Origin of the sequence: Mycolicibacterium iranicum (genome assembly GCF_002101705.1) — a bacterium.
In the GTDB taxonomy this organism is placed as follows: domain Bacteria; phylum Actinomycetota; class Actinomycetes; order Mycobacteriales; family Mycobacteriaceae; genus Mycobacterium; species Mycobacterium iranicum.
On sequence record NZ_LQPC01000065.1, the window covers coordinates 91,888 to 104,094 of the forward strand.

Annotated in this window: 17 protein-coding genes; 16 read left to right on the top strand and 1 reads right to left on the bottom strand. The window is 64.9% G+C overall.

The window, feature by feature from the left end:
- Positions 1–39: 39 nt before the first annotated feature.
- The 12 genes from AWC12_RS27650 (at position 40) to AWC12_RS27705 (ending at position 8,856) form a co-directional block, all read left to right on the top strand.
- Positions 40–804, top strand: a complete 765-nt coding sequence (locus AWC12_RS27650) for an IclR family transcriptional regulator (protein ID WP_024446683.1) — start codon at positions 40–42, stop codon at positions 802–804.
- A 191-nt stretch (positions 805–995) separates the two neighbouring features.
- The gene (locus AWC12_RS27655; protein WP_024446682.1) at positions 996–1,532 is read left to right on the top strand and encodes a tripartite tricarboxylate transporter TctB family protein; all 537 of its coding nucleotides are present in this window, start codon (positions 996–998) and stop codon (positions 1,530–1,532) included.
- A 3-nt stretch (positions 1,533–1,535) separates the two neighbouring features.
- Positions 1,536–3,035 carry a tripartite tricarboxylate transporter permease gene (locus AWC12_RS27660; RefSeq protein WP_085178132.1) on the top strand — a complete coding sequence of 500 codons (1,500 nt, stop codon included), beginning with the start codon at positions 1,536–1,538 and terminating at the stop codon, positions 3,033–3,035.
- Between the two features lie 39 nt (positions 3,036–3,074).
- Positions 3,075–4,082 (top strand): tripartite tricarboxylate transporter substrate binding protein, encoded by a 1,008-nt coding sequence (locus AWC12_RS27665; RefSeq protein WP_085178133.1) that lies wholly within the window; start codon positions 3,075–3,077, stop codon positions 4,080–4,082.
- Positions 4,082–4,684, top strand: coding sequence for an RraA family protein (locus AWC12_RS27670; protein WP_024446679.1), 603 nt, complete (start codon positions 4,082–4,084; stop codon positions 4,682–4,684). Before AWC12_RS27665 ends, AWC12_RS27670 begins: the two co-directional genes overlap by 1 nt.
- The gene (locus AWC12_RS27675) at positions 4,684–5,517 is read left to right on the top strand and encodes an NAD(P)-dependent oxidoreductase (RefSeq protein WP_051226676.1); all 834 of its coding nucleotides are present in this window, start codon (positions 4,684–4,686) and stop codon (positions 5,515–5,517) included. The genes AWC12_RS27670 and AWC12_RS27675 overlap by 1 nt, the downstream gene beginning before the upstream one ends.
- 82 nt (positions 5,518–5,599) lie before the next feature.
- A complete protein-coding gene (locus tag AWC12_RS27680; protein ID WP_024446677.1) occupies positions 5,600–5,806 on the top strand; it encodes a hypothetical protein in 207 nt (68 codons plus the stop codon).
- A 220-nt stretch (positions 5,807–6,026) separates the two neighbouring features.
- Positions 6,027–6,281: a DUF6480 family protein gene (locus tag AWC12_RS27685; RefSeq protein ID WP_085178134.1), complete on the top strand. Its 255-nt coding sequence runs from the start codon at positions 6,027–6,029 to the stop codon at positions 6,279–6,281.
- A 241-nt stretch (positions 6,282–6,522) separates the two neighbouring features.
- Positions 6,523–6,852, top strand: a complete 330-nt coding sequence (locus AWC12_RS31765) for a helix-turn-helix domain-containing protein (protein ID WP_420087753.1) — start codon at positions 6,523–6,525, stop codon at positions 6,850–6,852.
- Positions 6,853–6,857: 5 nt separating this feature from the next.
- Complete coding sequence (locus AWC12_RS27695; protein WP_234814185.1) at positions 6,858–7,685, top strand: alpha/beta fold hydrolase; 828 nt, start codon at positions 6,858–6,860, stop codon at positions 7,683–7,685.
- Entirely contained in the window at positions 7,649–8,122 is a 474-nt protein-coding gene (locus tag AWC12_RS27700) for a GbsR/MarR family transcriptional regulator (RefSeq protein WP_234814186.1), read from the top strand. The genes AWC12_RS27695 and AWC12_RS27700 overlap by 37 nt, the downstream gene beginning before the upstream one ends.
- A 185-nt stretch (positions 8,123–8,307) precedes the next feature.
- Entirely contained in the window at positions 8,308–8,856 is a 549-nt protein-coding gene (locus AWC12_RS27705) for a HEAT-like fold family protein (protein ID WP_024446673.1), read from the top strand.
- A gap of 112 nt (positions 8,857–8,968) precedes the next feature.
- On the opposite strand, the gene AWC12_RS32000 is transcribed toward AWC12_RS27705, so the two are convergent.
- Positions 8,969–9,157 carry a putative immunity protein gene (locus AWC12_RS32000; protein ID WP_110808765.1) on the bottom strand — a complete coding sequence of 63 codons (189 nt, stop codon included), beginning with the start codon at positions 9,155–9,157 and terminating at the stop codon, positions 8,969–8,971.
- 179 nt (positions 9,158–9,336) lie between these two features.
- Here AWC12_RS32000 and AWC12_RS27710 point away from each other — a divergent pair, with 179 nt between their 5' ends.
- From AWC12_RS27710 to AWC12_RS27725, 4 genes are all read left to right on the top strand, one after another.
- Entirely contained in the window at positions 9,337–9,900 is a 564-nt protein-coding gene (locus AWC12_RS27710) for a LysE/ArgO family amino acid transporter (protein ID WP_420087756.1), read from the top strand.
- Positions 9,901–9,965: 65 nt separating this feature from the next.
- The gene (locus tag AWC12_RS27715; RefSeq protein WP_234814187.1) at positions 9,966–10,490 is read left to right on the top strand and encodes a hypothetical protein; all 525 of its coding nucleotides are present in this window, start codon (positions 9,966–9,968) and stop codon (positions 10,488–10,490) included.
- A gap of 13 nt (positions 10,491–10,503) precedes the next feature.
- On the top strand, positions 10,504–11,457 hold the full coding sequence (locus tag AWC12_RS27720) for an ABC transporter substrate-binding protein (RefSeq protein ID WP_085178136.1): 954 nt from the start codon (positions 10,504–10,506) through the stop codon (positions 11,455–11,457).
- Between the two features lie 14 nt (positions 11,458–11,471).
- Entirely contained in the window at positions 11,472–12,158 is a 687-nt protein-coding gene (locus AWC12_RS27725; protein WP_024446669.1) for a queuosine precursor transporter, read from the top strand.
- Positions 12,159–12,207: the final 49 nt, after the last annotated feature.

Sequence of the window (12,207 nt, forward strand, 5' to 3'; positions counted from 1 at the left end):
ATAATCTCGATCACCCCACGAGCCCCGCGGAGACAGTCCATGACCGCCCCGAGTAGCAACATGCGTTCACTGGATCGCGCGTTCGACGTGCTGGCGGTTCTGCAGGACGCCAAGCAACCCATCCGGCTCAGTGAGATCGCGCGCAGCAGCGGCCTTCACATCGCCACCGCCCAACGAATCGTCAACGTCCTGCTCGACCGCGGCTACGCCGCTCGGACCGCCGACGGCTACACGGCGGGTCCCGCGGCGCTGGCCGTCGCCCATGCGTTCATGGTGTCCAATCCGCTCAGCCTGTTGGCGCAGACGACCTTGCAGCAGCTGGCCAGCAGCACCGGCTACACCGCATCGCTCTACGTACGGGTCGAGAATTCGCGTGTCCTCATCGGGCGCGTGGAGAGCTCGAATCCGCTCAGCTATGTGCTGCCGGTCGGCGAGCGACTTCCGCTCCACCTCGGTGGTGCGGGCAAGGTCATGCTCGCCGAAATGGGCGCCGACGAACTCGAGGCGGCTCTGCCGGGTGGGGATTCCATCAAGCTCGCGTCCGGCGCTTCGGTGGCGAGGGCAGACCTGCTCGCCCAGCTGGACACGATTCGTACCGAAGGGCACGCGATCTCGATCAGCGAGCGCAGCTACGGAATCGCCTCGGTCGCTGCACCCGTGCGATCTTCCGACGGGAAGCTGGCCGCCGTTCTGGGCGTCACTGGGCCGGCCGACACTTTGACCGAGCCCCAGATTTCTCGCCTTGTCACCGAAGTTCGTTGGGCTGCAACAAATTTAGGCAGTCGCATCCCGGTCTCCAGCTGACGTCTCGTCAGCACGGCCGGCATTGCCCGCGCCTTTGCGCCCAGCAAGCGAGTAATTGCTTGCTTCGGCGCGCTGACCTGCAACTGTGGCGCCTACCACATTGGACGCTTGACATTCGCACATCGCTGTGACCACCATTACTACATCAAGTGATAGTGACTATCACAGTATGAGATTACAGAGGTACCTCGATGACAAGCCGCGAATATGAAACGCCGCCCCCAGCATCTGCGCCGGGCTCGTTGACGCAACGCGCACTCGTCCCCCTCGGCCAGTTGGGACTGGCTGCAGTGGGTCTTTACGTCGCTGTCGAGTCCGTCTCCCTGGGGCTGTGGACCACACTCGGTCCCGGACCAGGCCTGCTTCCGCTGATCCTCGGCGCGGCACTGTTCATGCTGACGGCGATCTGGGCAATACAGACTGTCGTCGAACGCCGCCGAGGGGCGGTCGACGACGAGGCGGCCGCCGAACCGCTCGACCGCATCTACGTCATCGGCGTCGTCGGCGGTCTCATCGCGCTGGCCATCGCGATGCCGTTCCTGGGCTTCCAGATCTCCATGGCGGTCTTCCTCTTCGCGGAACTCCTCGTCCTGGGCCGTCAGCGCTGGTGGATTGCAGCGGCGGTCGCCGCGGTGGGCAGTTTCGGGGTCTTCGTCCTGTTCGATCGCGTCCTGGCAGTGCAACTGCCGCTGTCGTCGCTGCCGTTCTTGTCCGGGGTGGGGCTGTAGACCATGAATGTTCTTCTCGATCTGGCCAACGGTTTTGCCGAGGCCCTGACGCTGGAAAACTTGGCCTTTGCACTGATCGGCTGCCTGCTCGGCACGTTGATCGGCGTGCTGCCCGGCATCGGACCCGTCGCCGGTGTCGCGCTGCTGGTGCCGCTGACGATGAACCTCAATCCCGCAAGCGCCATCATCATGCTGGCAGCCATCTTCTATGGCACCACGTATGGCGGAACCATCACCAGCGTCCTGCTCAACACCCCGGGAGAAGCGGCGTCGGCCATTACGGCCATCGACGGCTATGAGATGACCAAGCAGGGCCGCGCCGGGTCGGCGTTGACCATCGCCGCGATCGGATCCTTCGTCGGCGGAACGGCGGCGACCATCCTGCTCGTCATCGCCGCCAAGCCACTCGGGTCTCTCGGACTCCAGATCGGCCCGCCGGAATTCTTCGCTCTGGTCATGGTCGGACTGTCGCTACTCGTTGCACTGTCGGGCAAATCGATGATCCGCGCCCTGATCTCGGGGGTCATCGGCCTGCTGATCGCCATGATCGGCATCGACCCCGTGGCAGGTGCCCCACGATTCACCTTCGGATCCGAAAGACTGCTGGACGGAGTCAGTTTCGTCGCCATCGTGGTCGGGCTGTTCGGTCTGTCCGAGCTTCTGATCGCGGGACGACACAAAATCGCAGCGGCCAAAGCCCCCAGCTTCAAGTCCCTCATGCCGACTCGCGAGGACTTCCGCCGCAGCACACCGTCCATCGGCCGCGGAACCGTCATCGGCTCGGCACTCGGATTGATCCCCGGTATGACGGGTTCGGTGTCCTCGCTGCTGGCCTACGGCGCGGAGAAACGCTTCTCGCGCCATCGAGACCAGCTCGGCAAGGGCGCGATCGAAGGTGTCGCCGGACCCGAGACAGCCAACAACGCACACGCCAACGGCGCACTCATCCCGCTGTTCACCCTCGGCATCCCCGCGTCGCCCACCATCGCCGTGCTCATGGGTGCATTCCTGCAGCAAGGCCTGACCCCCGGACCCACGCTGTTCGCCGAAGACGCCACGGTCGCCTGGGCCATCATCGCCAGCCTCTTCATCGGCAACGTCATCCTGCTGGCTCTCAACGTGCCGCTGGTGAAGCTGTGGACATCCATTCTGCGGATCCCCTACCCCGTACTCGCGGCCATCATCCTGCTGTTCCTCGTCGTCGGCTCTTACACGATCAACTTCACGGTCTTCGACGTCTTCGTGATGATCGGCGCCGGCCTCCTCGGCCTAGCCATGCGCCGTCTCGACATTCCGTTGGCGCCGTTGGTGCTGACGCTCGTCCTCGGTCCGCTGATGGAACGCTCGCTGCGCGAATCGCTGGAGCTTTCACTCGGAGACCCCACCGTGTTCCTGACCCGTCCGATCAGTGCGGTCCTGCTCGTCGTCGCCGCCGTGATCGTGCTCAGCCCGCTGCTCAAGCTCCGCAAACCCACGATGCTGCAAGACGACCCCGAAACCTAGAACGACCTTTCGATCTGACCCACTCACCAAGGAGAACCCATGTCCCGCAGGTATTTACGCATCGCCGTCAGCGCCGCTGTCGTCGCCTCACTGGCGCTGTCCGGCTGTGGCCGGCCGACATCCGAGGGTGGCGGTGCCGGAGGAGAATTCCCGGGCAACAAGCCCATCGAACTGGTCGTGGCATTCGCCCCTGGCGGTGCCGTCGACACCGCAGCGCGCCTGGTCGCGCCCCAACTCGAGGAGAACCTCGGTACCAACGTCGAGGTCGTCAACCGTCCCGGTGCCGGCGGCCAGATCGGATACACGGAGCTGACGAGCGCCAAGCCCGACGGTTACACCATCGGCGCGACGGGCTCACCGTCGGTGGTGGTCTCACCGTTGGATCCCGCCCGAGGCGCTCAGTACACCCGCGCCAGCTTCGAACCGCTCGGCATGCAGGTCGTCGATCCTGCTGTCATCGGCGTCGCGCCGAACAGCCCCTACACCGACCTCAAGGCGCTGGTCGACGCAGCGAAATCACAACCGGGCAGCATCACCGCCACCACCACCGGAATCCAGACCGGTGAGCATTTCGCCCTGGCACAGATCAAGGAGGTAACCGGCGCCGATCTGTCGCCCGTCCACTTCTCCGAGGGCCAGTCACAGGCTGTCGCAGCATTTCTCGGGAACCACGTGCCCGTCTATGTCGGCAGCACCAGCGACGTGATCGATTTGGTCAAGCAGAACAAGATCCGCGTCCTGGGAGTGATGGACTCACAGCGCAGCACGTTCCTGCCCGACGTTCCCACGTTCCAGGAGTCCGGCTTTGACGTCATCTCCACCACCGCGCGGGGATATTCGGCACCGGCAGGGCTGCCCCAGCCTGTCGCGGAGAAGCTGCAATCCGCGCTGAAGTCGGCGATCGAGAACGAAGAAGTACAGACCAAGATGACCGACCTGGGTCTGGAGACGCGCTACCTCGACCCGCAGCAGTACGAGCAGCTGTGGACCGAGCAGGAAACCACCTACAAGGAACTCATGCCGGCAGTCACCCAGGAGCACAGCTGATGACAACGAATACCGCCGATCTGGCAACGGATCTGATCGCCCGCTACGCAAAGCTGCCGACGGCCAACGTGGCCGATGCGATGGATCGGTTGGGCGCCATGGATTCCCGCATCAAGCCGGTCTGGTCCGGCGCCACCCTGGCCGGCCGGGCCTACACCGTGTGGACGCGTGCCGGTGATAACAAGGTTCTGCACGAGGCGCTGCGCCTCGCAGCGCCCGGGGACGTTCTCGTGGTCAACGGTGAAAGCGACGAAAGCCGGGCACTGCTCGGCGAGCTGATGGGCGAGCGCGCCAAGGTAAATGGGCTTGCGGGATTCGTGGTGGATGGCGCGATCCGCGACGCGGAGGTCCTCGGCGAGATCGCGATGCCCGTGTTCGCGCGCGCTGTGACACCCGCCGGACCGTTCAAGCACGGCCCCGGCAAGCTCGGCACGACCGTGGCCGTCGGTGGAGTCGCGGTAGCGCCGGGCGATGTGGTCCTCGGTGATTCAGACGGCGTGGTCGTCGTGCCGCAGGCCGACGCCGAGCGAGTGCTGATCGCCGCCGAAGCGAAGTTCGCGGACGAGACCGCGCGCCGCGCCGACATCAAGGCCGGACGCTGATGTCAGACGCGGGAAGTACGTCTTTGCGGTGCGCAGTCATCGGGCTGGGCGAGGCGGGCGGCAAGTACGCTGCGGCCCTGGTGCACAACGGGCACGCCGTGGTGGGATTCGATCCCGGACCGACGGAGACGCCTTCGGGAGTGAGCCGCACCGCAACTGCCGCCGAGGCCGCTGACGGCGCCGACGTCATACTCGTCCTCACGGCGGCCAAAGTGTCACGGCCCGTGGCCGAGTCGGTACTCACGGCCCTCAAGCCGGGATGCTGCTACGCAGACTTCACCTCCTCGTCACCGTCGACGATGCGGGAGGTCGGCGAACTGACAGAACGTGCAGGGGCAAGGTTCTGCGATGTCGCCATCCTGGGGCCGGTCTCGTGGCACGGCGCCAAGACACCCCTGATGCTGGCAGGCGCCGGTAGCTCACTGATCTCGCAGTTGGCCGACGAGTGGGGCGCACCGAACGAAACCGTCGATGGCGCACCAGGTTCGGCGATGGCCCACAAGCTGTTGCGCAGCGTGCTGATGAAGGGTCTTGCCGGCGTGGTCACCGAGGCGGTGACCGCAGGGGCCGCCGCCGGATACGAACAGTGGATTCGCGACCAGATCGCCGCGCAGCTGGCGGGCGACGGTCACGCAGTCGTCGATCGGCTGCTCACCGGTACCCGCACCCACGCCGAGCGTCGTTCACACGAAATGCACGACACTGCACAGTATCTCGCCGATCTCGGTGTTCCGTCGGAGTTGACCCAGGCAACTGAGACCGCCTTGAAGCGCATCGCCGGCGAGCAGCGATCGAGTGAGCACTGCGCGATCGACAGTACTGCCGATCGGTAACGTGCTCGCCCATGGCTAATTCAGCAGATCCTGAGGTGGGCATGCAGAGCTGGCGAGTGGATCCGACCGGGAGACGTTGATCTTGACTGGAGCGAACTCACCGAACCGGACGAACTACAGCGAGGTGATCGAGCAGCTCGGTCAGGCGGTGGCCAAGGTGCACTGCGTCAGCGACACCGACAGCGATCAGTCGCTCGTCGACTTCCGGACAGAGGTCGCGATCGTGGCAGTCATCGGTGACCACGAGGACGAATTCATCACCGACATTGTCGAGTTCGCTTTGCCTTAAGCCTCCACGGTGCGCGACGACCACCGCCACTTCGTCGAGGCGTTCAGGGGAGGCCGGATCCCGGGCGTCTCTGCGACATGAGCGATCCAGGGCCGTCCCGCCAGTGGTGACCTAACTCTGACGAACCTCATGGGCTGTGGTGCTAGATGTTTACCGGACTACCGAGCGTGGGACTGTGTACACAAACTAGTGAGCAGGAGCTACCCATGGCGGTAAGGACGTGACAGCGCTTCCCCCCGACCCTGATCCCAGCGAAGCCACCGGGCTGTCCGAAGGCGGGAGCGTGCAACCCGGCGACACCCCACCGGATTCAGGCTCGCTGTCCGCGTCCGCGAACAAGGATCCCGTGCCGGTGCGGCGCTTCACGCCGGTAGCGATGGCGGGCATGGTCGGGATTGGACTCCTGTTCGTCCTCTTCCTCACGGTCGCCGTGATCTACGCCTTGCAGGTGTTCGGACTGATGGACCGGTGGTGAACTGGCGGGAGATGGCGTGGCGACCTCGACGGTCACTCGATCTCCGCCCGTCCGGCGTCGCCACGCTGCAAGGCGTTCTCACCAAAGTGGCGGGCGCATTTTTCTCATTTTGATGGCGGACTTTTCGAACCCACGCCAGTTTAGTTTGGCGAGCTTGCCGTGTCGGCAGCGGTCGAATCCTGAGCACCTGCTCCGGGTTAATTTCTAGAGACGGTCGCAACACTTCTCGAGATTCTTGAGGTTGTGTTGGCATCGTCGCGCGGGTGAAGAAGAGCTTGGGCGTCGTCCACTGTCGGCCAAACGTCATCGGTTCATGGTGTTGTGCGCCAGGAGGTTTAGCCTACGGGCCGCGGCCCGTGAAGTCGGTGTTCCCCGGTCTGCGGTGACGAACTGGACTCGCGGCTACAAGGTTGTCCGCAGCGGTGTCGAAGTCCCGCCGCTGGATCGGCTCGAGCACTCAATCTCCGCTCACCGGGTCGTTGAGCCCCCCACTCTTGCGGTGTCACGGCACCGTCGTAGGTCATCGTCCTCATCGGTGGCGCGCCAATTCGTCACGTCTGCTATTTTCTAAAAATTGTGAAAGTTACTGCAAGGCTGGCCAACCGTGGCGCGGTGATCGCGTTCGGCGACAGCGGCGGTGGGGGCGTGCCGGTGGTACTGACCCACGGCGCCGGCGTCGACCATTCGATCTTCGAGTTCCAGACTGCGACCCTGGTGCAGCGGGGCTTCCGCGTCATCGTCTGGGATTTACGGGGGCACGGCTCTTCGACGCTCCACGACAGCATGCCTTTCACGGGTTCCGACGCGCTGGCCGACCTGGAGGCGTTGCTCGACGAGTGCAACGTCAGCCGAGCTGTCTTGGTAGGACATTCGCTCGGTGGAAATCTCACGCAGGCTTTCGCCCGCAATCATCCCGAACGTGTCAGCGCCGCCATCATCATCGATTCAACCTGGAACACCGGCGCTCTCACCCAATTCGAGCGTTTCATGCTGCGACTAGCCGCGCCGTCTTTGTCCCTTATCCCAGCTCGACGCCTGCCCGGCGTTCTCGCCCGCGCATCAGCAGTGACCCCCGCGGCGGTCGCGCGTGCCGAGAGAGTCTTTGCCCGAATGTCAAAACGCAGATTCATCGAGGTATGGCGCGCAACAACGGCGTTCATCGACCCTGACCCGCAGCGGCGGTTCCCGTTACCGCTCGCGCTTATTCGCGGGGCCGAGGATCGCACGGGTAACATCCGTGACGCTATGTCCCGCTGGGCCGCGGCTGACGGGGCCGCCGACTATGTGATTCCCCACGCCGGGCATCTCGTCACCTGGGATGCACCCGAGGAATCATCACGCGTCCTGATCCGCATCCTCGAGGACTGGTGCAGCAACCTCCCCCGGAGTGGTCGGCCATCGTGATCACGAACGAGCAGGAGCACTTCATCAACACGATGGGCGACACGCTCGCGACGTGGCGCCTTCCTCGCAGCACCGGACGAGTTTACGGGTACCTGCTACTGCGCGGAGATGCATCCAGCACCGAAGAGCTTTGCAGCAGACTCCATCTCAGCGCAGGAGCAGTCAGCACCGCCACCCGAGAACTGGTCTCGTGGGGGCTGGCCCGCACTCTGCCACAAGCCGGCAGTAGACGACTGCTCATCGAAGCAGCAGGCGGGTTCGAACAACTTCTCGCGGCTAGCCACGAACGCACCCGCACGTTCATCCGAACCCTCCGCGCCGCAGAAGCTCTGACTGAAAATGCTGCTGCAGCAACACGACTCCGCGATGTCACAGCATTGTTCACCGCGTACGTCGACGCAGCAGAGCACACGCTCGAGGACTATCGGAGCAGGTGACGGCGCAGCTACTGATAGCAAATGGCACAAGGCAGGGAATTGACACTGACGTCACATCATTCAAGGGTTGGGCCGGCAGGACACGGGCCCTCGGGCTCTTAGACGCCACGGTAGCCCGCGTGTGAGAAAAGAGCCGCTGGACTCCAGCCCCGCGGCGAATCCGCCGAAGGGCTCGTATCGAAAGGATGGCCGGCGTGAAGGAGAATTTTGCGGAAGTTCTTGCAGTCGGCGGGAAGTCGAATTCACTGGGCAGGGCGGGTGAAGTTGTCGACGCTGTGCTGGGTGATCGCTCGCGCCTGGAAGAGCTGTATCTCTGCGCCTTCCACGACAACCCATGGATACGGATGCGAGCTATCGACGCTGTCGAGAAGGTCTGCAGACAGCATCCAGATTGGCTTGTGCCCTTCATCGACAGAATGCAGGATGAGCTGGCATCCTGCGAACAAGCCTCGATCCGCTGGCATTTGGCGCAAATATTGGCGCAGGTGGACCTCACCAGTAGGCAGAAGTCCAACGCGATCACGTGGCTGCAGCGTCAGCTCGATGACACTGACGTCGATTGGATTGTTGCGGTGAATTCAATGAAGGCGTTGACCCATTTCGTCAAGGACGGTTCCGTGCCGTCGGCGAGCGTCACAACGGTCCTGGAGCGTCAACGCGGACACAAATCGAAAAGCGTTGTCAGAAATGCGGAGAAGCTCCTTGCTGATCTCGCGAGCGCAGGGCCTCCCTGAAGCCGCCCCTCCCGCGCTGGCCGCCGAGCAGTCGGGGAAGTGGTGCCTCGGGATCGGACGCCACCTCATGACGACAATGAGTCGATCGAATGGTGCTGCGACGGCACGAAGTTCAGGAGCTAGGCGTTCCCACTGCCAGGTGCCGCTCAGCGGCGCGGGCAGCGTCGCCGAGGTGGAGGCCAATCGCTTTTGCCGCGTAAGTCGCCGCGTGCGCGGCGTGGTCGAGCATGTGGGCCACGGCGGCGGCCTCGCCGGCCGCTCGTGCTGCGGCAGGCGGTGATCGAAGGACGTGACGGATCATCCGCCATCACGCCGCCCCACCTGTGCCAATCCCGAACTCGTGTCGTGCCGACTTCGCAGTCGCTTAAGCATTGCTAATTCATCAATAGGATCTTTAGCTGTACTGATCCGAAGGACACCCCTAGCGTCGTTGGCGTGAACACCGCCTACGTCGTCGTGCTCAGCGGCTTCGCCACGACGATGGCGCTCATCGCCGCCATCGGCGCCCAGAACGCCTTCGTCCTGCGTCAGGGAATCCGCGGTGAACACGTGCTGCCCGTTGTCGCGGTCTGCACGGTGTCCGATCTGCTGTTGATCGCCGCCGGCATCGCGGGCTTCGGCGCGCTCATCGCCGCGCACCCCGACATCGTCACCGTCACGACGTACGCCGGCGCGGCATTTCTGATCGGCTACGGACTGCTGGCGGCCCGTCGCGCCGTCAAACCCGGCACCCTGACCCCCGCCGACGCCGCACCCGCGCGGCTGGGGGCCGTCCTCGCCACCTGCCTGGCGCTGACGTTTCTCAACCCGCACGTCTACCTCGACACCGTGATCCTGCTCGGCGCGCTCGCCAATGAACATCAGGACAGCAAATGGCTGTTCGGCATCGGCGCGGTCACCGCGAGCGCCGTGTGGTTCACCGCCCTCGGTTTCGGGGCCAAGCGCCTCGGCCACCTCTTCGCCTCGCCGCGGACCTGGCGCATCCTCGACGCGGTCATCGCCCTCACGATGATCGGACTGGCCATCTCGCTCATCCTGCGCTGACCACTCCCCGAGGTCCTCTGCCCGATAAGTGTCGCGATGTAACGGAAGGCACTAGCCTCGTCGATGTGACTGTCGTGCACCTCGTCAAGCTCGCCGCAGTAAATGCGCTCATCGGTGGAGCCGCTCTGGCCGCCGCAACGCAGGCCGGCGCGCAGCCGGCGGTGCCGTTCGACCCGCCCCCGCCGCCGCCCGCCGCGGCACCGGCGCAGCCTCAGACCCCGGTGTTCCAGTACATCCCCATCGCCGAGGGCGCCGCTCCCGGCTCCCCCGGCGCTGCCCCGTCCGGGCCCGTCGCGCCCCCCGCTCCACCGCCGGCCGGCGCCCCCTATATCCCGCCGGTGCCGAACGCGAACTTCGGCAACACCGGTCAATTCGACTTCCTGCGCGACCTGTGGAACATGCGGAACAATCCGGAGTTCATGCAGACCGTCGGCCCGGGTCAGATGGACCCCGCGACCTGGGTACCGCCCACGCCCTACGGCGATCCCGCCCTCGCACCGCCGCCGGCGGCGCCCGGCTCGCCCCCGGTTCCCGCGTCGGCCCCGCCGCCGATCTGGCCGCCGGTACCGGTGCCCGCACCCGTCTCATAGTCAGTCTCCCGATGTGAGCAGCTCGGTTTCCCGCCGCCGTTTCCTCGGGATCGCGGCAGGCACCGCAGCCTTGCTGACCGCCTGTAGTCAGGACAAGCCCGGCGCGGTGGCCGACGACGGCTCCGTCACCGTCACCCATGCATTCGGTGAAACGCGGATTCCCGCGCCGCCCACGAAGGTCGTCAGCGCTGGTCTGACCGACGCCGACGACCTGCTCGCGCTCGGCGTCGTTCCGATCGCGGTGACGGATTGGTTCGGCGCCGAGCCGTTCGGGGTGTGGCCGTGGGCGCAACCCCGGCTGGGCAGCGCGCAACCCGCCGTGTTGTCGCTGGTCGACGGCATCCAAATCGACCAGATCACCGCGCTCTCCCCCGACCTCATCGTCGCCACCGACGCCGGCCTTGACGAGAAGACGTACAACCGGCTGTCAGCCATCGCGCCGACGATCGCCCAGACCGGCCGGGCCGCGTTCTTCGAGCCGTGGCGCGATCAGGCGAGCTCCATCGGCCAGGCGGTGTTCCGCCACGACGACATGCAGAAGCTCATTGCCGACATCGACGCCGAGTTCACCGGGGTCAAGGATGCCAATCCCCAGTTCTCCGGCAAGAAGGCGCTGCTGCTGGCTGGGACGCTGTTCGAAGACAGCGTGCAGATCAGCGGACCGGCCTGGCGTCACGAGTTCCTGACGCAGATGGGGCTGACGGTCGTCGAGACCGATGACGCGCTCATCCCCCGCGACAGGATCGCGGAGGTTTTGGACGAGGCCGACGTCCTCATCTGGACCACCGAGAACGATGCGGAACAGGCCGCGCTTCTCTCCGACCCGACCATCGCAGCCCTGCGCGCCCCGCAGCGCCATGTGTTCACCGGCAAGGAGCTCACCGGCGCCATCGCCTACGCCTCTACGCTGTCGTATCCGGTGGTCGCCGACCGGCTACCGCCGATGCTGGCCGCAGCACTGAACTGAGGTCTAATGGGTCCGTGACTGACCCGACCGTCGACCAGAACGTCTCCTTTGCCCGCGTGGGGTCGTCCTACTATCCGGTCCTCGTCGCCGTGTTCACCGCCCTGGTGATCATCTCCAACCTCACGGCGACCAAGGGCGTCGAGTTCGGGCCGATCATCACCGACGGCGGCTTCATCGTGTTCCCGCTGACCTACGTGATCGGCGACGTGCTCTCCGAGGTGTACGGGTTCAAGGCCGCGAGGCGGGCCATCTACACCGGCTTCGCCATGAACATCCTTGCCGCCCTTGCGCTGTGGGTGACGATTTATCTTCCCGCCGCGGACTTCTACGAAAACCAGGAGCACTTCGAGAACATCGCGCACTCCTACACGGGGTTGATCATCGCCGGGCTGGCCGGGTTCATCGTCGGGCAGACGCTCAACGCGTGGTCGCTGGTGCTGATCAAGGAGCGCACCAAGGAGAAGCACCTGTGGGCTCGCCTGGTGGGGTCGACCTTCGTCGGGCAACTCGGTGACACCGTCGTGTTTTGCGCGATCGCGGCCGGCGTCATCGGCATCACGTCGTTCGGCGACTTTGTCGTCTACACCGCTCAGGGGTGGCTGTACAAGACGGTCGTCGAGATCGCGCTGCTGCCGATCACCTACCGGGTGATCGCCTTCATCAAGCGCCGCGAACCGACCTATCAACCGGTCACCGTCTGAGCCGTTTCTAAGGGCGCTCTGAAAAGGCTCGCAGAGCTTGTTCGAGGGG

Coding starts and splice junctions, on each gene's coding strand:
- AWC12_RS27650 (WP_024446683.1), top strand. CDS start 40: ATGACCGCCCCGAGTAGCAACATGCGTTCACTGGATCGCGCGTTCGAC.
- AWC12_RS27655 (WP_024446682.1), top strand. CDS start 996: ATGACAAGCCGCGAATATGAAACGCCGCCCCCAGCATCTGCGCCGGGC.
- AWC12_RS27660 (WP_085178132.1), top strand. CDS start 1,536: ATGAATGTTCTTCTCGATCTGGCCAACGGTTTTGCCGAGGCCCTGACG.
- AWC12_RS27665 (WP_085178133.1), top strand. CDS start 3,075: ATGTCCCGCAGGTATTTACGCATCGCCGTCAGCGCCGCTGTCGTCGCC.
- AWC12_RS27670 (WP_024446679.1), top strand. CDS start 4,082: ATGACAACGAATACCGCCGATCTGGCAACGGATCTGATCGCCCGCTAC.
- AWC12_RS27675 (WP_051226676.1), top strand. CDS start 4,684: ATGTCAGACGCGGGAAGTACGTCTTTGCGGTGCGCAGTCATCGGGCTG.
- AWC12_RS27705 (WP_024446673.1), top strand. CDS start 8,308: ATGGCCGGCGTGAAGGAGAATTTTGCGGAAGTTCTTGCAGTCGGCGGG.
- AWC12_RS32000 (WP_110808765.1), bottom strand. CDS start 9,157: ATGATCCGTCACGTCCTTCGATCACCGCCTGCCGCAGCACGAGCGGCC.
- AWC12_RS27710 (WP_420087756.1), top strand. CDS start 9,337: ATGGCGCTCATCGCCGCCATCGGCGCCCAGAACGCCTTCGTCCTGCGT.